The sequence below is a fragment of the Sphingomonas spermidinifaciens genome (assembly GCF_002351485.1).
Lineage (GTDB): Bacteria > Pseudomonadota > Alphaproteobacteria > Sphingomonadales > Sphingomonadaceae > Sphingomonas > Sphingomonas spermidinifaciens.
Window position 1 is genome coordinate 239,036 of sequence record NZ_NWMW01000003.1, and the last position, 19,405, is coordinate 258,440.

The 19,405-nt window shown below is 66.5% G+C and carries 17 protein-coding genes; 10 read left to right on the plus strand and 7 right to left on the minus strand.

Annotated features, from left to right (window positions below; translation table 11 throughout):
- The first annotated feature begins 143 nt into the window (after positions 1 to 143).
- The 3 genes from COC42_RS16505 to COC42_RS16515 are packed head-to-tail and all read left to right on the plus strand — an operon-like array spanning position 144 to position 3,463.
- The gene (locus COC42_RS16505) at positions 144 to 860 is read left to right on the plus strand and encodes a murein L,D-transpeptidase catalytic domain family protein (protein WP_245844338.1); all 717 of its coding nucleotides are present in this window, start codon (positions 144 to 146) and stop codon (positions 858 to 860) included.
- Between the two features lie 45 nt (positions 861 to 905).
- On the plus strand, positions 906 to 1,418 hold the full coding sequence (locus COC42_RS16510) for a CinA family protein (protein ID WP_096344458.1): 513 nt from the start codon (positions 906 to 908) through the stop codon (positions 1,416 to 1,418).
- Complete coding sequence (locus COC42_RS16515) at positions 1,415 to 3,463, plus strand: NAD(+) synthase (RefSeq protein ID WP_096344459.1); 2,049 nt, start codon at positions 1,415 to 1,417, stop codon at positions 3,461 to 3,463. The genes COC42_RS16510 and COC42_RS16515 overlap by 4 nt, the downstream gene beginning before the upstream one ends.
- A gap of 51 nt (positions 3,464 to 3,514) precedes the next feature.
- Here COC42_RS16515 and COC42_RS16520 read toward each other — a convergent pair whose 3' ends face one another.
- Complete coding sequence (locus COC42_RS16520; protein WP_096344460.1) at positions 3,515 to 4,180, minus strand: RBBP9/YdeN family alpha/beta hydrolase; 666 nt, start codon at positions 4,178 to 4,180, stop codon at positions 3,515 to 3,517.
- A gap of 174 nt (positions 4,181 to 4,354) precedes the next feature.
- Here COC42_RS16520 and COC42_RS16525 point away from each other — a divergent pair, with 174 nt between their 5' ends.
- The 4 genes from COC42_RS16525 to COC42_RS16540 all read left to right on the plus strand — a co-directional run bounded on the left by COC42_RS16525 (position 4,355) and on the right by COC42_RS16540 (position 7,102).
- The gene (locus COC42_RS16525; RefSeq protein ID WP_096344461.1) at positions 4,355 to 5,104 is read left to right on the plus strand and encodes a TlyA family RNA methyltransferase; all 750 of its coding nucleotides are present in this window, start codon (positions 4,355 to 4,357) and stop codon (positions 5,102 to 5,104) included.
- 58 nt (positions 5,105 to 5,162) lie between these two features.
- Positions 5,163 to 5,783 (plus strand): TspO/MBR family protein, encoded by a 621-nt coding sequence (locus COC42_RS16530; protein ID WP_096344462.1) that lies wholly within the window; start codon positions 5,163 to 5,165, stop codon positions 5,781 to 5,783.
- Positions 5,738 to 6,004 carry an accessory factor UbiK family protein gene (locus COC42_RS16535; RefSeq protein WP_096344463.1) on the plus strand — a complete coding sequence of 89 codons (267 nt, stop codon included), beginning with the start codon at positions 5,738 to 5,740 and terminating at the stop codon, positions 6,002 to 6,004. The genes COC42_RS16530 and COC42_RS16535 overlap by 46 nt, the downstream gene beginning before the upstream one ends.
- 96 nt (positions 6,005 to 6,100) lie before the next feature.
- Entirely contained in the window at positions 6,101 to 7,102 is a 1,002-nt protein-coding gene (locus COC42_RS16540; protein ID WP_096344464.1) for an NAD-dependent epimerase/dehydratase family protein, read from the plus strand.
- 12 nt (positions 7,103 to 7,114) lie between these two features.
- Here COC42_RS16540 and COC42_RS16545 read toward each other — a convergent pair whose 3' ends face one another.
- The 4 genes from COC42_RS16545 to COC42_RS16560 all read right to left on the minus strand — a co-directional run bounded on the left by COC42_RS16545 (position 7,115) and on the right by COC42_RS16560 (position 11,675).
- Positions 7,115 to 7,735, minus strand: a complete 621-nt coding sequence (locus COC42_RS16545) for an FKBP-type peptidyl-prolyl cis-trans isomerase (RefSeq protein ID WP_096344465.1) — start codon at positions 7,733 to 7,735, stop codon at positions 7,115 to 7,117.
- 95 nt (positions 7,736 to 7,830) lie between these two features.
- Entirely contained in the window at positions 7,831 to 8,037 is a 207-nt protein-coding gene (gene rpsU, locus COC42_RS16550; protein ID WP_034160206.1) for a 30S ribosomal protein S21, read from the minus strand.
- Between the two features lie 114 nt (positions 8,038 to 8,151).
- Positions 8,152 to 9,543 carry an HlyD family type I secretion periplasmic adaptor subunit gene (locus tag COC42_RS16555; RefSeq protein WP_096344466.1) on the minus strand — a complete coding sequence of 464 codons (1,392 nt, stop codon included), beginning with the start codon at positions 9,541 to 9,543 and terminating at the stop codon, positions 8,152 to 8,154.
- A complete protein-coding gene (locus tag COC42_RS16560; protein ID WP_096344467.1) occupies positions 9,540 to 11,675 on the minus strand; it encodes a type I secretion system permease/ATPase in 2,136 nt (711 codons plus the stop codon). Before COC42_RS16560 ends, COC42_RS16555 begins: the two co-directional genes overlap by 4 nt.
- Positions 11,676 to 11,939: 264 nt before the next feature.
- On the opposite strand from COC42_RS16560, the gene COC42_RS16565 reads away from it, so the two are divergent.
- The 3 genes from COC42_RS16565 (at position 11,940) to COC42_RS16575 (ending at position 17,000) form a co-directional block, all read left to right on the plus strand.
- Positions 11,940 to 15,329: an RHS repeat domain-containing protein gene (locus tag COC42_RS16565; RefSeq protein WP_096344468.1), complete on the plus strand. Its 3,390-nt coding sequence runs from the start codon at positions 11,940 to 11,942 to the stop codon at positions 15,327 to 15,329.
- 76 nt (positions 15,330 to 15,405) lie between these two features.
- Positions 15,406 to 15,663: a spike base protein, RCAP_Rcc01079 family gene (locus tag COC42_RS16570; RefSeq protein WP_096344469.1), complete on the plus strand. Its 258-nt coding sequence runs from the start codon at positions 15,406 to 15,408 to the stop codon at positions 15,661 to 15,663.
- Positions 15,664 to 15,665: 2 nt separating this feature from the next.
- On the plus strand, positions 15,666 to 17,000 hold the full coding sequence (locus COC42_RS16575; protein WP_096344470.1) for an SGNH/GDSL hydrolase family protein: 1,335 nt from the start codon (positions 15,666 to 15,668) through the stop codon (positions 16,998 to 17,000).
- On the opposite strand, the gene COC42_RS16580 is transcribed toward COC42_RS16575, so the two are convergent.
- Together COC42_RS16580 and COC42_RS16585 are read right to left on the minus strand one after the other, a co-directional pair.
- Complete coding sequence (locus tag COC42_RS16580; RefSeq protein WP_096344471.1) at positions 16,954 to 18,147, minus strand: glycosyltransferase family 4 protein; 1,194 nt, start codon at positions 18,145 to 18,147, stop codon at positions 16,954 to 16,956. The genes COC42_RS16575 and COC42_RS16580 overlap by 47 nt on opposite strands.
- Positions 18,148 to 19,404, minus strand: coding sequence for a glycosyltransferase (locus tag COC42_RS16585; RefSeq protein ID WP_141395876.1), 1,257 nt, complete (start codon positions 19,402 to 19,404; stop codon positions 18,148 to 18,150).
- Position 19,405 lies beyond the last annotated feature (1 nt).

The following is a 19,405-nucleotide window of genomic DNA, read 5'->3' on the forward strand; positions in this document are numbered from 1 at the left end:
CCGCAACCTTCGTGCCGATGTCGGCGAGTCGTGGTCACAGCGGGACGAACTCGCAGCCGAGGCCAAGTCAAGTCCCCGCTTTTGCAGCCCCATCATGCTATACGCTCGCATATGCCAAGACCAATGTTGGGGCTTAGCTCATCGTGAACGATTTGTTAACCGGAACCGCGTCCCGGCGAGGGATGCTGCGCGCGGGCGGGATCGCCGCTGCCGCGCTGTTCGTGCCGGGCTGCATGCGCCAGCCGCTCCAGTCGGTAAGCAGCCTCGGCGCCAAGCCTGTGCCGCAGCCTGCGCCGGTGCCCCAGCCGACTCCTGTCGCTGCCGCCCCTGCCCCGCTCCCGCGCGTGCCGGGCGTCGCGCAGGCACTGGTCGAGCGCGCCGTCGCCGCGCGCGACGCCAATGCCGGCCAGCTTCGCCAGCGCGACCGCATCGCGATCATCGACTTCACCCCTGCCTCGTACCGCTCGCGCCTCGCCCTCGTCGATCTCGCCAATGGACGCGTCGACAAGCTCCTGGTGGCGCACGGCATCGGATCTGACCCCGGCCACACCTCTTTCCTCCAGCGTTTCTCGAACGACGACGGGTCCGAGGCGACGTGCGAAGGCGCGTTCATCGCCAGCGACTATTATGTCGGTCAGCACGGGCGGTCGCAGCGGCTGGTCGGGCTCGATCCCACCAATTCGAACGCGCTCGCCCGCGCTATCGTCATTCACGCCGCCTGGTATGCGAACAAGGACATGCTGACGACGCACGGCAAGCTCGGCCGCAGCCAGGGCTGTTTCGCGGTCGGCGAAGCCGAGTTGCAACGGGTGTTCGACCATCTGGGCGAGGGTGCGCTGGTCTACGCCGCCAAGAGCTAATACGCTTTATGGGCAGGTTTTTTTGTCCGCCCTACGTTCCGGCGGATGAGCGAAGCCGACGAACTCTCCCCAGCCCTTCCCGACGATGTCGAAACGCTGGCCGCCCGCGTGCTCGATCTGGCCGATTCGCGTGACTGGCGACTCGCTACCGCCGAAAGCTGCACCGGCGGCCTGCTCGCCTCGCTGCTGACCGATGTCGAGGGCAAGTCGAGCGCGTTCGAGCGCGGCTTCGTCACCTATTCGATCGAGGCGAAATGCGAGTTGCTCCATCTCGCCCGCGACATGGTCGAGCGGTGCAACGCCGTCAGCCATGACGTCGCCGTCGCAATGGCCGATGGCGCGCTCGCGGCGAGCCGGGCACAGGTCGCCGTCGCGATCACCGGCTTTGCGGGCGCGGGCGGCCCCGACGACGAAACGGGCCTCGTCCACTTCGGCTGCGCCCGGGTGGACGGCGAAACGATGCACCGCGCGGAACATTTCGGTGATATCGGACGCGGACCCACGCGGATCGCCGCGGTGCGCGTGGCGCTGAAGATGTTCGAGGAGGCGCTTTCTTGACGCACCGTTTCTGGTCGCACCATGCCCATGGCTTCGTCCGCGTCGCCGCCGCGACGCCGCCGGGTGTCGTCGCCGATCCGGCGGCGGCGACCGAGCATGCGGTCCGGTTGGCACACGAGGCCGATGCCGCGGCGGTGGATCTGGTCGTGTTCCCCGAACTCAACCTCAGCGGCTATGCGATCGACGACCTCCATATGCAGGATGCGCTGCTCGGAGGCGTCGAGGCGGGGATCGCGCGGATCGTCGAGGCGAGTGCGGCGATCCGGCCCGTGCTGCTGGTCGGCGCGCCGGTGCGACGCAATGGGCGGCTCTACAACTGCGCGATCGTCGTCGCGCGCGGCCGCATCCTGGGGGTGGTGCCAAAAAGCTACCTGCCCAACTATCGCGAATATTACGAGAAGCGCTGGTTCGCGCCCGGTGTCGGCCTGTCGGGTCTGGAGATCGCGCTTGCCGGACAGGTCGCGCCCTTCGGCCCCGACCTGATCTTCGCCGCCGCCGACCTGCCCGACTTCATCTTCCATGCAGAGATCTGCGAGGATTACTGGGCACCGCTCCCTCCTTCGACCGCCGGGGCGATGGCGGGGGCCTTGATCCTCGCCAACCTGTCGGCCTCGAACATCGTCGTCGGCAAGGCGCGCGAGCGGATGCTGCTCTCGGCGGCGCATTCGGCGCGGACGATGAGCGCCTATGTCTATTCGGCGAGCGGGCCGGGCGAGAGCACCACTGACCTCGCCTGGGACGGTCAGGGGATGGTGCATGAGCTCGGCGAACTACTCACCATCTCCGACCGCTTCGATCTCGCCAGCGAGCTGGTGATCGCCGACGTCGATGCCGGCCGGTTGCGGCTCGAGCGCGCGCGGACGGGCACCTTCAACGACTGTGCGGCGGCGAACGGGCATCCCGAAACGCGCTTCCGCCGCATCGCCTTCTACCACCAGCCCGATTTCGCCGACGTGGGACTGAAGCGGATCGTGCGCCGCTATCCCTTCGTGCCCGACACCCCCGAGACGCTCGACGCCGACTGTTACGAGGCGTTCAACATCCAGGTCGAGGGGCTGCGCCAGCGCCTCGCCGCGACGGGGACGAAGCGGCTGGTGATCGGCGTGTCGGGCGGGCTCGATTCGACGCACGCGCTGCTCGTCGCCGCCAAGGCGTTCGACCGGCTCGGCTATCCGCGCGGCGATATCCTCGGCTTCACCATGCCGGGATTTGCGACTGGCGACACCACAAAGGCGAGCGCCTGGGGGCTGATGCGCGCGCTGGGCGTGACGGGCGAGGAGATCGACATCCGCCCCGCCGCCAACCAGCTGCTCAAGGACATGGGCCACCCCTTCGCCGCGGGCGAGCCGCAGTACGACGTGACGTTCGAGAATGTGCAGGCGGGGCTGCGCACCGACTATCTCTTCCGCCTCGCCAATCAGCGCGGGGGGATCGTGCTCGGCACCGGCGACCTGTCCGAGCTCGCGCTCGGCTGGTGTACCTACGGCGTCGGCGACCAGATGAGCCATTATGCCGTCAATGCCGGCGTGCCCAAGACGCTGATCCAGCACCTGATCCGCTGGACGATCGCGAGCGGGCAGTATGACGAGGGCACCGACCGGGTGCTGGAAGTGATCCTCGGTACCGAGATCAGTCCCGAGCTGGTCCCCGCCGACGAAAGCGGCGCGATGCAGTCGACCGAGGGGCGGATCGGCCCCTATGCGCTGCACGACTTCTTCCTGCACCATGTCGTGCGGCTGGGCCTGTCGCCGTCGAAGATCGCGTTCCTCGCCTGGCACGCATGGAACGATGCGGATGCCGGGCACTGGCCGGCGAACCTGCCCGAGGCGGCGCGGGGTGCTTACGACCTCGCCACGATCGCCAAGTGGCTGGAGTCGTTCCTCGACCGCTTCTTCCGCACCAGCCAATTCAAGCGCTCGGCAATCCCCAACGGACCGAAGGTGGCCGCGGCGGGGGCGCTGTCACCCCGCGGCGACTGGCGCGCGCCGTCGGACGGGAATGCGCGGGTGTGGATCGAGGAATTGCGCGCGGGCTTGCCGGATTAACCCTGACCACACCGTCACCTCGGCTCGGGGGGCGGGGTGACGTAGAGAGAGTCAGCGCAAATAATGCCGCTCGGCCGCCTCGGTGGCATTGACCGACAGCACCTGGCGCGCTTCGCCCGGATTGCGCGGCTGGCCGCGCCGGTCGGCGCCCGCGTCGATCACGCGTTCGAGCAGCTCCTGCCCCTCGATCCAGCTGCCGATCCCGCTGGCGGCGTTGAGATGCCCCTGCGCGCCGGCATCGACGAAATGGCTGCCCCACTGCGCCGCCAGGCTGCGCGCCTTCTCGTTCTCGATCCACGGATCGTCGGTCGAGGCGACGAGGATCGACGGGAACGGCAGGAGCTGGCGCGGCGATGGCTTGAACGCGGCGATGTCGGGGTGGACGTCGGGACGATCGACATCGGCGGGAGCCACCAGCAGCGCGCCGGCGACCGGCCAGCCATAGGGCTGCGGCGACAGCGTCGCCCACCATGCAACCGCCAGACAGCCAAGGCTGTGCGCCACCAGCACCACCGGCGCGCGCGTCGTGCGGATCGCTTGGTCGAGCTTCGTCACCCAGGCGTTGCGATGCGGCTTGTTCCACATGCCGAGCTCGACCCGATGCGTGTCGGGCAGCGAGTCTTCCCACAGGCTCTGCCAGTGACTGGGCCCCGAGTTGCCGAGGCCGGGCACCGTCAGCACGGCGGGCCGCGCTGCGGTTTCGGAGAAGATCGTCATGGCCGTTCTCCTTGAAGTCAGGTGACGAGGCGGCGCCGCAAAGTCGCTCTAGGGTACGGCCGGCAGACCACCGCCTCGTCACCCCCGATTTAATTCCTACTTCTATGGTGTACAATGGCCATGCGGCTCGTCGCAGGGCTTTTGCGTCGGGCCGTTACCGGGTAGGCGCGGCCGATGCCCAAGAAGCGCCTCGACCAGCTGATCGTCGATCGTGGCCTTGCCGAGAGCCGCACGCGTGCGCAGGCGCTGGTGATGGCGGGGCTCGTCTTCTCGGGCGAGCGAAAGCTCGACAAGCCGGGCACCGCCCTGCCCGAAGATGCCGCGATCGAGGTGCGCGGGCGCGATCATCCCTGGGTTTCGCGCGGGGGACTAAAGCTCGACCATGCGCTTACGCATTTCGGCATCGTGGTGACTGGCATGGTGGCAATCGACGTGGGATCGTCGACCGGTGGCTTCACCGACGTGTTGCTGACCCGCGGGGCGGCGCGCGTGTACGCCGTCGATTCGGGCACCAACCAACTCGCCTGGAAACTGCGCCAGGACGACCGCGTCGTCGTTCACGAACAGACGAGCGCGCGCATCCTCACTGACGCGCACATTCCCGAGAGCGTCGATCTCGTCGTCTGCGACGCGAGCTTCATCGGCCTCGCCAAGGTGCTCGAACGCCCCCTTGCCTTTGTCTCCCCCGGCGGCCGCCTCGTCGCGCTGATCAAGCCGCAGTTCGAGGCGGGGCGCGAGGAGGTCGGCAAGGGCGGCGTCGTGCGCGATCCCGCCGTCCATGCCCGCGTCTGCGACGAGGTCGCCGGATGGCTGACCGGCATCGGCTGGACGGTCGAGGGGATCGTCGAAAGCCCGATCACCGGGCCCGAGGGCAATGTCGAGTTTCTGATTTCGGCACGCCGTGCCGGTCCTTCGCCCGATTGATGGCGGCGGCACGCCCCGCTAGGGCACCGAGTCGGCTGACCTGAAGCAAGGGATGGGAATGCGCGAGATCGCCTCGAAGGGACAACTCCGCTGGTCGTTCGCCAGGTGGTCGTTCGTGACGGTGCCGCTGGTCCTGTTCCTCGGATTTGCCGCGGGCGCGGTGGTGCCGTCGGGCGACGCAAATCCCTGGTACATGGCGCTGTCGAAGCCGAGCTGGCAGCCGCCGGGCGCCGCCTTTCCGATCGTCTGGTCGATCCTCTACGCGCTGATGGGCTTTGCGCTCGCGATGATCCTCGATGCGCGCGGCGCCAAGGGACGCGGGATCGCGATCGCCCTGTTTGCGGCGCAGTTCGCAGTCAATCTCAGCTGGTCGATCGTGTTCTTCGGAATGCATCTGGTGAGCGTCGCGGCGGTCCAGATCATCGTCATCCTCGCGCTCGCGATCGCGACCACCTTCGCCTTTGCGCGCGTGCGGCGGCAGGCGGCGTGGCTCTTGGTGCCCTATCTCGCCTGGCTCAGCTTCGCCTCGATCCTCGCCTTCGACATCGACCGGCGCAATCCCGAGGGCGAGACCCTTGTGCCGGCCGGCGCGACCACCCAGATTCAGCTTCGAACCGATTGGATATCCGACCCATGCAGACCGAAAACCGCCTGTTCGACGACCTCGCCAAGATCCTGAATGGCGCCGCGGGCACGATCGCCGGCATGGGCCGCGAAGCGGAGTCGGCCGCGCGTGAACGCGCGCGTGAGTGGATCGGCGGTCTCGACTTCGTCTCGCGCGACGAATTCGAGGCCGTGAAGGCAATGGCGGCAGCGGCTCGCGACGAGAACGACGCGCTCAAGGCGCGGGTCGACGCGCTCGAAGCGAAGCTGGCGGGGGGTACCGCGCCAGCCGCTTAGTTCGGCCCCGAGTGGAACTTCGCCAGGCCGCACCCTCCTTGACGCTTTGCAAAGCTTCCTGCCCTAAGCGACACGTGTCTAGTGTTCGGGGAAGCAATGGCGGTTCTGGTCAGCGGTGCGGCGGGGTTTATCGGAATGCATGTCGCCGATGCGCTACTCGCGCGCGGCGAACAGGTGATCGGCCTCGATAACCTCAACGCCTATTACGACCCGCGGCTCAAGACCGCCCGACTTCAGCATCTGGCGGACCGGCACGGCGACGCCTTCACTTTCCTTCGCCTCGATTTCGCCGACGAGGCTGCGCTCGGCGCGGCGCTCGCCGGGGTCCAGTTCGACCGGATCGTACATCTCGGCGCACAGGCGGGCGTCCGCTATTCGCTCGAAAACCCGCATGCCTATGTTCGCTCGAACCTGGTCGGGCACGTGAACATGCTCGAGCTGGCCCGCGACCGCGGCGTTGCCCACCTCGTCTATGCCTCATCCTCTTCGGTTTACGGCGCCAATGCCAAGCTGCCGTTCGCGGTCGAGGACCGGGTCGATCATCCCGTCTCGCTCTATGCCGCGACCAAGCGCGCGGACGAGTTGATGAGCGAGACCTATGCCCATCTCTATCGCATCCCGCAGACCGGCCTGCGCTTCTTCACCGTCTATGGCCCATGGGGCCGGCCGGACATGGCGCCGTGGCTGTTCACCAGTGCCATCCTAGAGGAACGCCCAATCCAGGTTTTCAACGAAGGACGGATGCAGCGCGATTTCACCTATATCGACGACATCGTTGCTGGGGTGATTGGGTGCCTCGACCGGCCGCCCGCCGACGACGGCGCGCGCAAGGCCGGTGGCAGCCACGCGCCGCACGTCCTCTACAATATCGGCAACAACCAGCCCGAACAGCTCGGCACCTTTATCGAGTTGATCGAGGCGGCATGCGGGAAGAAGGCAATTCGTGACAATCGGCCGATGCAGCCGGGTGACGTGCCGGCCACTTACGCCGACATCGACGCAATCGCGCGTGATAACGGCTTTGCGCCGAAGACCTCGCTGGCCGAAGGAATCACGCGGTTCGTCGATTGGTACCGGGCATATCACGCCCGGCTGTGACGTCCGCGCGCGTCAGGGGCGCGGCGCGGCGTCCGCAGGATTGCCGCCCGGTGCCCCGCCGCCCTGCTGCATCATCTGCTGCTGCTGCATCTGGCGGACCATCGCCTCGGGCACGAAGTCAACCAGCTCGACATCGAAGATGAGGAGCGAGTTGGCGGGCAGCACTTCCTGGCCCGTCCGCGGGTCGGTGCGCGCCTCGGCCCCGTAGGCGAGTTCGGGCTTGATCCAGAACCGGTACTTCGACCCCTTGGGCATCAGCTTCACCGCCTCGCCAAAGCCGGGCACCACGCCCTTGGGGCTCATCGGGGTCGGCTGGCGGCTCTCGTCAAAGACGGTGCCGTCGCGCAGCGTTCCCTTGTAGTTCACAAGCACCAGGTCTTCGTCCGTCGGCTTGGCGGTGCCCGTCCCCTTCTCGAGCACGCGGTACTGAAGGCCGCTCGCCGTCTGCACAACGCCCGGCTGACCCGCATTGTAGCTGAGGAACTGCGCGTTCGAGCCCCGATCGGCGATGACCGCTGCCGTTCCCTTCCAGGCAAGCGCAAAGCCGAGAAGAAGCGCCGCCGCGATCCCGATCCACAGCCAAACGAGATAGCCGCGCTTGACGGGGGCAATCGGAACTGCGGTAATCGACATGAAACAGGGGCCTTTGCACAAGAGAAGGGCGGCGATTGCCGCCGCCCTGTCGCAACCTCATCGGCAAGCCGGCCGCATGCGACCGGCCGGCGGACTTACCGGGCGCCGTCGCGCTCCAGGCGCTTGCGCTCCAGCTTGCGGGCGCGGCGGACCGCGGCGGCGCGCTCACGCGCGCGCTTCTCGCTCGGCTTCTCGTAGTGGCGGCGCAGCTTCATCTCGCGATAGACGCCCTCACGCTGAAGCTTCTTCTTCAGCGCCCGAAGCGCCTGATCCACATTGTTGTCGCGAACGATGATTTGCATAAAGCCGCCGAACTCCGGTCCAAATCGTGTAAATGACAAGGGTCGTCGAAGGAATGCCTCCGAACGTTGGCACCGCCTTACGCGTTGCGTGCCGCCGATACAAGCGCAATCACGTCAGCGTTCCCGCCCCGCAGTGCCCGACAGGTCGAGCACCGGTTCGAGCAGATAGTCGATCAGCCGCCGCTTGCCGACGCGAATGTCGCTGGTGGTGGCAAGGCCCGAGGTCAGCAGCACCTGCTGTCCGTCATGGGTCAGATGGCGCGAATCGAGCGCTATGCGGACGATGTAGAATGACCGCCCCTTGTCGTCGGCGACCGAGGTCTTGCTGACCGACACGACCCTGCCCCGCGCCGAGCCGTAACGGGTAAAGGGATAGGCGTCGAACTTCACATCGGCGATGCTGCCCGCGCGGACCGCGGCAATATCGCGGTTGGGGAGCTGCGCCTCGATCAGCAAGGCGTCTTCCGGCACGACCACCATCAGCGGCTTGGCCGGTTCGACGACGCCGCCGACCGTATGCACGGCAAGCTGCTGGACCGTGCCGTTCTCGGGCGCGCGCAGGCGCGTGTGCGCCTCCATCTCCACCGCGCGCCGATGTTCCGCCTGGCGGACGGAGAGCTGGGTCCGTGCCTCCGCCAACGACGCGAGCGCCGATTGTCTGGCCCCTTCGCCGGTCTTGGCGAGCTGGCTGGCCGCGCGCGCGGTTTCCGCACGGGCTCGTGCCGCCTGCGCGGCGAGCGCGCGGGCGTTGCCCGCCTCGATCGCACGTTGCCGCTCCATCTCGACCAGCCGGAGCCGGGGGGCATAGCCGCGCTCGGTCAGTTTGCGGATCGCAGCGATCTGTTCGTCGAGCTTGGGCAGCGCCGCGGCGGAGGCGCGCTGTTGCGCGTTCGCGGCCGCCACGTCGGCGGAGGAGGCGGCGCGCGCGGCCTCGAACTCGGCGGTCTGCGCGCGAAGGGCCGCGAGGTCGGCCTCGACCAGTCGGCGCTGCGCGGCCGCATCCTCTGCCGCGACGCCGGCCGGTGCGCGAAACACCACCCGCCCGGTGGTCAGCGCGTCCACCACCGCCTGAGCGCGCGCATAGGCGAGCGCTGCGCCCTGCAGCTCGGCACGGCTCTGCGCCACCACGGCCCGCGCCTGCGTCGGATCGAGCTCGATCAGCAGCTGGCCCTTCCGCACCGGATCGCCCTCTCGCACGAGCAGCCTGCGAATGATGCCGCCATCGGGCGCCTGCACCAGCTTGACGCTGCCCTGCGGCGATGTGCTGCCGGGCGCCGAAACCACGACGTCGACCCGGCCGAAAACCAGCCAAGCAAGCGTCGCGAGCAGCGCGGCGATCAGCAGCCAGGCCGTCACCCGCGCCGTGGGCGACACTGGCCGCTCGAGCACCTCGAGCGCGGCGGGCAGGAACTCGGGCTCGCGGATCATGCGATACGCCCGCTCGCGCTCGCGTTCGGCCAACATGGCCGACCGGATCATCACGGCGCTGCGACTGATCGCGTTCATGCGCCCACCCCGGCGGCAACGCCGATCTGTCGCTGATGCAGTTCGCGGAAGCGCCCCTCGCGGTGCACCAGCTCGTGCCACGATCCCATGTCGACGATCGAGCCGCGCTCGATCACCGCGATCTGGTCGCACTGGCGGATCGCCGACAGGCGATGGGCGATAATGATGACCGTCCGCCCCTTGGCGATCGCCTGCAGATTGTTCTGCACGATCTCCTCGCTTTCGGCATCGAGCGCCGAGGTCGCCTCATCGAAGATCAGGACGCGCGGGCTCGTGGAGAGTGCGCGTGCGATCGCGAGCCGCTGGCGCTGGCCGCCGGACAGGTTGCTGCCCCGCTCCTCGATCAGCGTGTCATAGCCCTGCGGCATCCGCCCGATGAACTCGTGCGCCCCGGCCAGTTCGGCCGCGGCGATCACCTGCTCGATCGGCATCGCCGGATTGGCGATGGCGATATTGTCGCGCACCGATCGGTTGAAGAGGATGTTCTCCTGAAGCACCACGCCGATCTGGCGGCGCAGCCAGGCCGGGTCGATCTGACCGATGTCGATCCCGTCGACCAGCACCCGGCCCTGTTCGGGCAGGTAGAGCCGCTGGAGCAATTTGGTCAGCGTCGACTTGCCCGATCCCGACGACCCGACAATGCCAAGCGTGGTGCCCGCTGCGATATCGAGGCTGATCCCGTCGAGCGTATAGGGTCCCTCTCTGTCGTAGCGGAAGCGCACCTGCTCGAAACGGATGCTGCCCTGCAGCGCCGGCAGCGCGGCCGCACTCGCCGCCACGGGCTCGGCCGGCTGGTTGAGGATGTCGCCAAGTCGGTCGACCGACATGCGGACCTGCTGAAACTCCTGCCACAGCTGCGCCATGCGGATGACCGGCGCGGCGACCCGCTGTGCGAACATGTTGAACGCGACGAGCCCGCCGACGGTCAACTCGTTGTTCATGACCGCAAGCGCGCCGAAATAGAGGAGCGCGGCGGTATTGAGCTTCGAGATCAGCTGGATCGCCTGGCTGCCGGTGTTGCTAAGGTCGATCACGCGCTGGTTGGCGGTCGAATAGCCGGCCAGTTGCTGCTCCCAGCGCTCACGCCATTGCGGCTCGACAGCGGCGGCCTTGATCGTCTGGATGCCGCCGATGCTCTCGACCAGCAGCGCATTGTTGGCGGCGCCGCGTTCGAACTTCTCGTCGATGCGCCGGCGGAGCGGCCCTGTCAGCGCGAACGCGACGATGAAGAAGGCAGGCAAGGCGATCAGCGAAATGAGGAACAGCTTCAGCGAATAGAGCGCCATCGCGACGAGGAAGACAATCGCGAAGAGGGGCTCGACGAGCACCGTCAGCGAGGCGTTGGTCAGAAACTCGCGGATCGTCTCCAGCTGGCGGACGCGCATCACCGTATCGCCGACGCGGCGCTTTTCGAAAAAGCCCAGCGGCAGCGAGAGGAGATGGCGGAACAGGCGGGCACCGAGCTCGACGTCGATCTTCTGGCTCGTCTCGGAATAAAGTCGCGTTCGTAGCCAGCCGAACGCCGTTTCCCACAGCGATACCGCGACGAAGCCGATCGCCAGCACCGTCAGCGTCGACACGGCCTGATGCACCAGCACCTTGTCGACGACGGCCTGGAAGAACAGCGGCGCGGCGAGGCCGAGCAGATTAAGGACAAGCGTGATCAGCAGCACTTCGCCGATCAACCGGCGATAGCGCACGATCTGCGGCAGGAACCACGACACGTCGAAGCCGCGCTGCGCCAGCCGCCCGCTCTCGCGTGTGGTGATGAGGACGAGCGCACCGTTCCACATCTGCTCGAACGCCGCGCGGCTGACCTTCGTCACGTCCTCACTGGCACGCTGGACGAGCACCTCGTCGTCGATGACCCGCCCGACCAGAAACCAACCGCCCGGACCATCGGCGATCGCCGGCAATGGCAGACGGTCAAGGTCGTCCCAGCGCGCGAGAACGCGCTTGGCCCGGACACCTTGTATGCGGCGTGCGATGCGGACCAGATCGTCCCCGCTCAGCGAATTGAAATGACCCACCTCGTGGCGCAATTGCTCCGCGCTGGCCGAGACATGATGGATAGCGAGCAGAGCGACGAGCGACTCCAGTCCGCTCTCGTCCGCGATACGCCCTTCAAACATCGATTGATTTCAGCATCTGAACCACTCGAAGCGCCCTCGCGCGCCGGATCGGACGACCGCGGCCCCCGCCGCTCGATCGACCCTTCCGAGCGGACATAGCCTGTAGCCGCGCAATCCCTAAGGCCACGTAAAGCCATTGGTCGTCCCTCCCGCCCACATGGTCGCGAAACACTTTTGGTTGCCGCCCAATTAGGTTCATCTGGCAACAATATCTTTCGCGTCTCGCAACATACGTGAGGCGGGGCAATCTCAGGAAATTGTTAGATGAGCGTCGGGCAAAAAGCGGCTTCGGCTGCGGGGTTTCTTGCGCATGTTGGCGTTAACATCCACTCGGGACCGGGGCTCGATGGCTATGCCAACAGCAGCATGGTCCTGCGCAGTCTTAATTATCTGGGCATCGACAGGGTTCGCGACGCTTTCGCGGTGAACGGCGTCGGGGGCGCCACGGTCACAGCGCTGGCTGATGCGGGGATCAAGTTCGACTTCATCTACTCGCGCGAGCGCGCGCTGGAGGGGAATGAGGGCTTCGACCGGTTCGTCACCGAACTGACGAAGTTCCGCGCTGACCATCCAGGCGGCCTGCTTGCGGTCGAGGGGCTGAACGAGGTCAATCTCAGCGAGATCAAGCATCTCGACGTGAGCGGGCTCGACGCCGCGGCAGTAGTGCAGCGGGGTCTCTACGCCGCGATTAAGGGGTCGGCGGCGCTGAGCGACATTCCGGTCATCAACCTGACCGTCGGCAACGAGGACAAGGCGACCTATCAGGCGCTCGGCGATCTCGGTGCTTACTCCGACTTCGCGAATTCGCACGCCTATACGCCGACCGGCGCGTCGGGCGATCGGCAGATGGAAGAGTCGATCGCACTGGCCAAGACCGGATCGAGCGGTGACCCGGTTTGGATCACCGAAACGGGCTTCACAACGCTGCCGAGCGCCGTCGCGCTGGGCGTGACTGACGCGGTGCAAGCCAAACTGACGCTGACCTCGGTTTTTCACGCCTTCGAAAACGGCGCGGCGCAGACTTTCCTCTACGAGCTGCTCGACAGCAACCTCGACAATGGCCGACCCGAGCGCGAGCAGCATTTCGGGCTGTTCGAGGCCGACGGCACGCCGAAGCTCGCGGCCACGGCGCTTCATAATCTCAACGCCATTTTCTCGGACACCCGGACGGCTGCGGGCGACCGGTCGGCGGTGATGGACGAAACCGCCTTTTCGCTGACCGGCGCGCCCAAGGACACGCACAGCATGACCCTGTCAAAGGGCGAGGGTGTGTTCGACATCGCGGTGTGGCGCGACGCGGTGCTTTGGGACGGCAAGGCCAAGAAAGAGATCGAGATCGCGCCGGCGACGATGACGCTCGATTTCGGCAGCGTTCAGAAGACGGTCTATGTTTATGACCCGCTGAAGGGGCTCGACCCCGTCGCGGTCTATCACGATGTCGACCGAATCAGCCTGTCGGTCGGCGACAGCCCGCTGATCGTCGAGGTTGGTGCGGGTGCCGCCGTCGCGAAGATCAGTCATGACTTCGACGCCGAAGTCGCAATGACCGCGAGCCAGTTCGTGGCCTCGATCGACAAGCTGGCGCAGTCGCCCGACCTCAGCCGCGTGACCCTGACCGACGGTCAGGCGCTGCGCGTCTCCTCCAAGGCTGCGATCGTCGACATGATCGCCAACTATGGTGACGTGCTGGGCAAGATCGCTGGCGGCTACAGCTTCGTGACCACGGTGCTGGGCGACGACTGGCGCGAGGACAAGCAGTACGACTCGACGGGCGCGCTGGTCACCACCATCGACAGCGGCTTCTCGAAGGGTGTGCTGGTGTCGCAGCACGTCATCGGTGCCGACGGGTCGGACCAGAAGCTGCGCTATGTTGGCGGCAAGCTCGTCGAGGACATCACCGTCTCGGCGGCCGGCGATCGGACGGTCAAGCGCTACGACGCGGCGACGGGCGACCTTCAGTGGGTCACCGAAGACAATGCCGACGGCACGCGCCGCTCCTCCGCCTATGAAGGCGGATTGCTCAAGTCGCTCACCGTCATCGAGAAGAGCGGGCGCAAGATCGTCGAGCAGTATGAGGGCACGCGCCTGGCCATGCGCGACGTGTACGAGCCGAGCGGCGATTCGAGCCACTCGGTCATCGACGAGGCGGGTCAGCTCAGCCGGCGCACGATCAACTATGCCGATGGGCGCGTCGAGCAGGTCGCCTATGGCCTGACCGGCCGGGGCTATGCCGAGCAGCACCAGTATTTCGACGCCAAGGGCAAGGTGACCGCCGTCACGCGCTATCGCGGCGACGGGACGATGCATTCAACCGAGAACTACGCGGCGGATGGCGGCAAGGCTTTTGCGACCTATAACGCGGCGGGCAAGCTCGCGACGACGGCCCGCACTGCCGCCGATGGCACTCGCGACACACGCAGTTTCGCCGCCAATGGCGCGACAGTCTCCTGGAGCCAGGTCGCGGCAAACGGCGTCACGACCAACAAAACCTACGATCCCGAAACCGGCGCCCTGCGCCAACAGACCGTTCAGCGTCCCGATGGGTCGAGCGAGATCAACGTGTTCGGCATCAGCGGCCGCAGCTATACCCGGCAGACGTCGGTGCTCGACAGCGCCGGCCGCACCGTGTCGCTGACCCGCTATCACGCCGACGGCACGCTCGATTACACCGAGAATAACAACTACCAGAGCGGCGCGCGTGCGATGACGATGTACGACGCGGCGGGTCGCAAGACGAGCACGGCGCGGATCGAGAGCAACGGCGCACGCGAAACGCTGACTTACGACACCGCGGGGCGGATCGTCGCTCGCACCACCGTCGACGAGAACGGCGTCACCACCATCACGCGCTACAGCTATGACGGATCGATGCTCAGCCGGCTGGTGAACAATCCCGATGGAACGGGCGAGAGCCACCTCTTCAACGTAACGAACCAGCCCTATTCGAAGTCGTCCACCTATCTCGACAAGAACGGCAAGACGGTCGCGCTCGTCCAGTATCGCGCCGACGGGACGCTCTACTTCACGCTCAATCGGGGAAGCAACGCGGTTGCCGAGAGCAATTACGACGCCCGCGGCCGACTGGTCACGTCGCTGCGCACCATGGCCGATGGCAGCCGCACGACCCTCACCTACGCCCCTGAAACAGGCAAGCTCCTGAGCAAGCAGGAAGTGACGGCGACGAGCGATTTTATCACTAGCCGCTATGAAGGCGGGGTGCTGTCGAGCATCACCTCGCGCTTCGCCGATGGCAACTGGAGCGTCGAAACCTTCGCGAACGGCGGCAGCACGCTCGAAAGCTACACCGCCAAGGGTGCCCGCATCAGTACGCGGGTCACCGACGCGACCGGCACCCAGACGCTGACGACCTATGACCCTCTGACCGGAAAACCGGTCGAGACGAAAGTGACGTCGGCGGCCCTCGCCCTCACGCCTTCGAGCGGTCAGAACAGCGCGGCGAGCGCATTGCTCGCCACCACGACCGCGAGCACGCCGATCGCGTTGATGGACGCGGCGCGCTTCGGGGTGAATGCCGCCGCCGTCACCGACTTCTCGGTCGCGTCCTCGTCCAGCTCCGGTCTGGGGCTCGGAATCACCACGATCGCGTCCCGGTCGAACGATCGCCTCCAGACGACTGCATCGATCGGATTATAACCGGAGCGGTTAAACCGCTGTCCTACACGATCGGCTTTCATATAGGTCGCCTGCCGTTCTCGAACGGAGGTGACCTATGCGAAGCGATTACGTCGAATCCCCGCTCGCGCCCGCCGCGGCGCCTTTTCGCATCGTGCCGGACGACGCGGCGCCGCTCGCCCGCCTGCCCAAGGGCATCTACGTCGGCGGGGGCGGCGACGTCGTGCTCCGCGGCATCGATGCCGATCAGGACGTCACCTATCGCAACCTGCCGGACGCGAGCTATATCGCCGTCGCCGCGCAGTACGTGCGTGCCACCGGTACCACCGCGACCGACCTGATCGCGGAGGCCTGAGCATGACCCGGACCTCGGGCGCCCTCGGCGGCATCTCACGGCGCAACCTGGCGCGCATGGGCGTGCGATCGGCACGCCGGCTACCCCACGTCGTCACCGCGATCGGCGACAGCCGGATCGCCGCGCTTTACAACGACAATGCCAACGGCTTTGCGCGGGGCGGCGGCTCGGCGCTCAACTGGGCGAACGCGCTGCTCGGCCAGCGATTGGTGATCGGCCAGACCTTCGGCACCTCGGGCGATCGCACCGACCAGATGCTCGCGCGCATCGACGCGGCGACCGCGACGCGGGCGGGGCTCCTCTATCTGATGGGCGGTGCCAACGACATCGGCATCAGCTATCCGACGCTCGCCACCAGCGGCGCGACCGCCTTCGCCAACCTCAAAACCATGATCGACAAGGCGATTACCGCAGGCATGCAGGTCGTGCTCGAGCTAGAATTGGGCGGCCACGGCTATCCCACAGCACGTGTCGCACAGGTTCGCGAGCTCAATGCGCGGCTGATCGAATATGCCGAGGCAACGCCCGATCTGTTCGTCCACGATGCGCGCGGCGCGATGTGGGACGGCGGCGCGTCGGACAGCGAGATCCGCATGCGCGCCGGGCTTACCTATGACGGGCTGCACCCCAACGCCCGCGGTGGCTATCGCTGGGGCAAGAGCCTGGCCCAGCTGATCGATCGAATTGTCCCGCCCAGGCCCGTCCCGCTGCTTCGGAGCGGCGCGGATCTGTTCGACCTCGCCAATCGGCGGCAGCTGCTCGACAATCCGGTGTTCCAGGTGGGTGCCGGCGGGACGCTAGCCAACGGCGCGACGGGCACCGTCCCGCAATACTGGATCGTGCGCGCGCAGGGCGGCACGACTACCGTCTCGGTTGCCGCTGCCGGCGACGGGCTCGGTAACGAAGTAACGCTTGCCTGTACCTTCGATGCGCAGGGCGATTACGGGCGCCTGCAGCAGTCGCTCGATGGCGCTGCCGACCCGGTCATTGGGTCGGGCAACCGCTTGCAACGCTGGCAGGCGGGCGATGTGGTCGAGGCGTTCGCTCAAGTGCGCCTGAACGGCGTACCCACCAACCTCGCCGCGATCTATCTTCAGCTGCAGGTGAATACGGGGATGGCGCGCGACTGCTACGACCTCGTCTCGCCAGCGGGTACCGGCCAGCTCGGGCCTGATGAGCCATGCCTCCTCACCCTCAAGACGCGGCCGTTCGTCATTCCGACGATCGCGTTCAAGAACTGGCTCAGCGCCTACCTCGTCATCATGGGTGCCGGTGCGGGCTCCGCCAATGTCACGGTGACCCAAATGGGCGTTCGGCGGCGGGAGACGCCGTACTGACCATCGCAGGTCGCTCGCCGCGACCTTCCTTCAGGACGGCTTCGTACAGCTCGTGGATCTCGTCGATCATGCGATCCGCGGTGTAGAGTTCGAGATACCGCGCTCGAATGTCCCGGCGCATTGCCGCCAGCCGTTCAGGGGCGAGTTCGTCGAGCAGGCGCCGAAGCGTCAGGCTGTCGCCCGCGGGAAAAAGGAAGCCGTACTGCCCGTGGTCTAGGATTTCGGTCAGCCCGCCGACCGATGCCGCGACCACGGGCAGCGACGCCCGCAGCGCCTCTACCGCGACCAGCCCGAATCCTTCCCAGCGCGACGGAACCACGAGAATGTCGGCGGCGGCCATCTGTGCCGCCACCTCATCCCGGTGCAGCCAGCCAAGATATTTCACGAAGGGCAGCCGCGGATAGTGGACCCAGTCCTTGTCGACCACTGGGGCGCCGACGGCGCGGACCGATACGCGCTCACCCAGCGGCTCGACCGCATCGAGGAGGATGTCGAGGCCCTTCTGGCGATCGAAGCGGCCGACGAACAGAATCTTGAGCCGGTCGGTCGGCCATTCCGCGGGCCGTTCGACCGGCGGTCGATCGGCGACACCGTTGGGAATGGTCACGATCTTCTCGGGCGGTATGCCGATCGCCACCCCCCGATCATGTTCGAAGCACGAGATGGCGACGATACGATCGGCGCGATAGGCGAGCATCCGCTCGGCGAAACTGATGAGCGAGCGGCGCATCCGGCTGCCCGGGATGTCGAAGGACCAGCCATGCGCACAGTAGATGCGCTTATAGGCGCCCCTCGCCGGGATAAGGCGCGTGACGATACCGGCACCGGTCGAATGCGCATGCACGATGTCGGGCCGGAAGTCGGATACGATGCCCTCAATCGCGTTGCGCAGGAAATATAGACCGGAGGCGCGCGATGGGCGCCGAAAGGTCTCGATTCGTACGCCGCTGTCGAGCAGCGCAGCCTCGAAATAGTCGGTCTGGCTGTCGGGCGCGATCAGGCAGACATTGCCCCTGCCCAGCCGGCGTACCTGCTCGGGGATCAGCTCGGTCAGATAGGTACCGGTGCCGCCGGCGATGCTGTCACAGACATGCAGCACCCGCATGGCGGGCAATCCGGTGGCTGCTGGATTGCCCCCCGCGTCCATTCAGGCCGCTTTAGCCTGACGCGCCATCGCCCGCTCGAACACGTCGAGGGTCCGGGCCGCCATGATGTCGGAGGTCATGTTCTCCAACACATGCGCGCGTCCGGCGGCCGCCAGCCGATCGGCAAGCGCGCGATCGGTGATGATCGTGCGGATCGCACCGGCCAGTGCATCGCTGTCCCCCGGCGGCACGCACAGCGCGGTCTTCCCGTCGATCGACACATCGCTGACACCAGTGGGCAGGTCGCTGGCGACGACAGGCGTTCCGCACAGCATCGCCTCGCACTGCGACAGGCCGAATGCCTCGGTGATCTCGGTCGAGGGAAAGACGAAGGCGTCGATCGAGCACAGGAGCTTCAGCTTGGTGCGATGATCGATACGGCCGACGAAATGAACGCGGTCCGCTACTCCGGCGTCGATCGCCGCTTGCTTCGTCGCCGCGAGATACTCGCCGCCACCGCCGATCGCCGCATGTACGCCATCCAGCTTGGAGAGCGCACGCATCAGCACGTCGAGGCCTTTGTAGCGCGCGATCCTGCCGACAAAGCCGACCAGCGGCGCGTCACCCGATAGTCCGGCCCGCCATTGCCGCGCCTCCGCACGAAGGGCATCGTCAGGGTCGAACGCTTCGCGCTTTAGGCCGAGCGGCACGACTTCATAATGGGCGTCGCGCGGCAGGTCGTTGGATACCAGCAAGTTCTTGTGCGACGTGATGATGACGGAAGTCGCCGAGCGGATCAGGTGGCGGATGAACGGAAGCGAGATCGCGCGCAGCGCCTTGCGTCCATAGATGTCCATGTGGTGCGTGACCACGACCGGCGGCCCGCCGCGCAGCGCCCGGCGCAGCACGAACAGCGCGTTCACATACGGGTTGGGCGAATGGAAGTTGACGAGATCGAACTGCGCAAGATCGATCCCGCGAAACATGCGCAAGCTGATCGGTTGCGCCTTGTAATTCACTACCGCGTGCTGCCTCAGGACCTTGACCCCGTTCATCATTTCGCGCTTCGATCCGGGCTCATGGTTGTTGACGAGCACCGTGACATCATGCCGCTCAGCCGCTTTCTCGGCAACTGTCTGGGTAACTTCCTCGATACCGCCCATAAAGGGAGGATAGAATTTCCCGACGATCAGAATTCGGGCCATCTTCAACCTCGCGATAGCTGGCGGCCCTGGTTCTTTCGCACCCAGGGCTATCTTATGTGGCGCTGCACAAAAAGTGCCGGTATTGGACCCAGCACCGCAATGCAATGGGTCCACG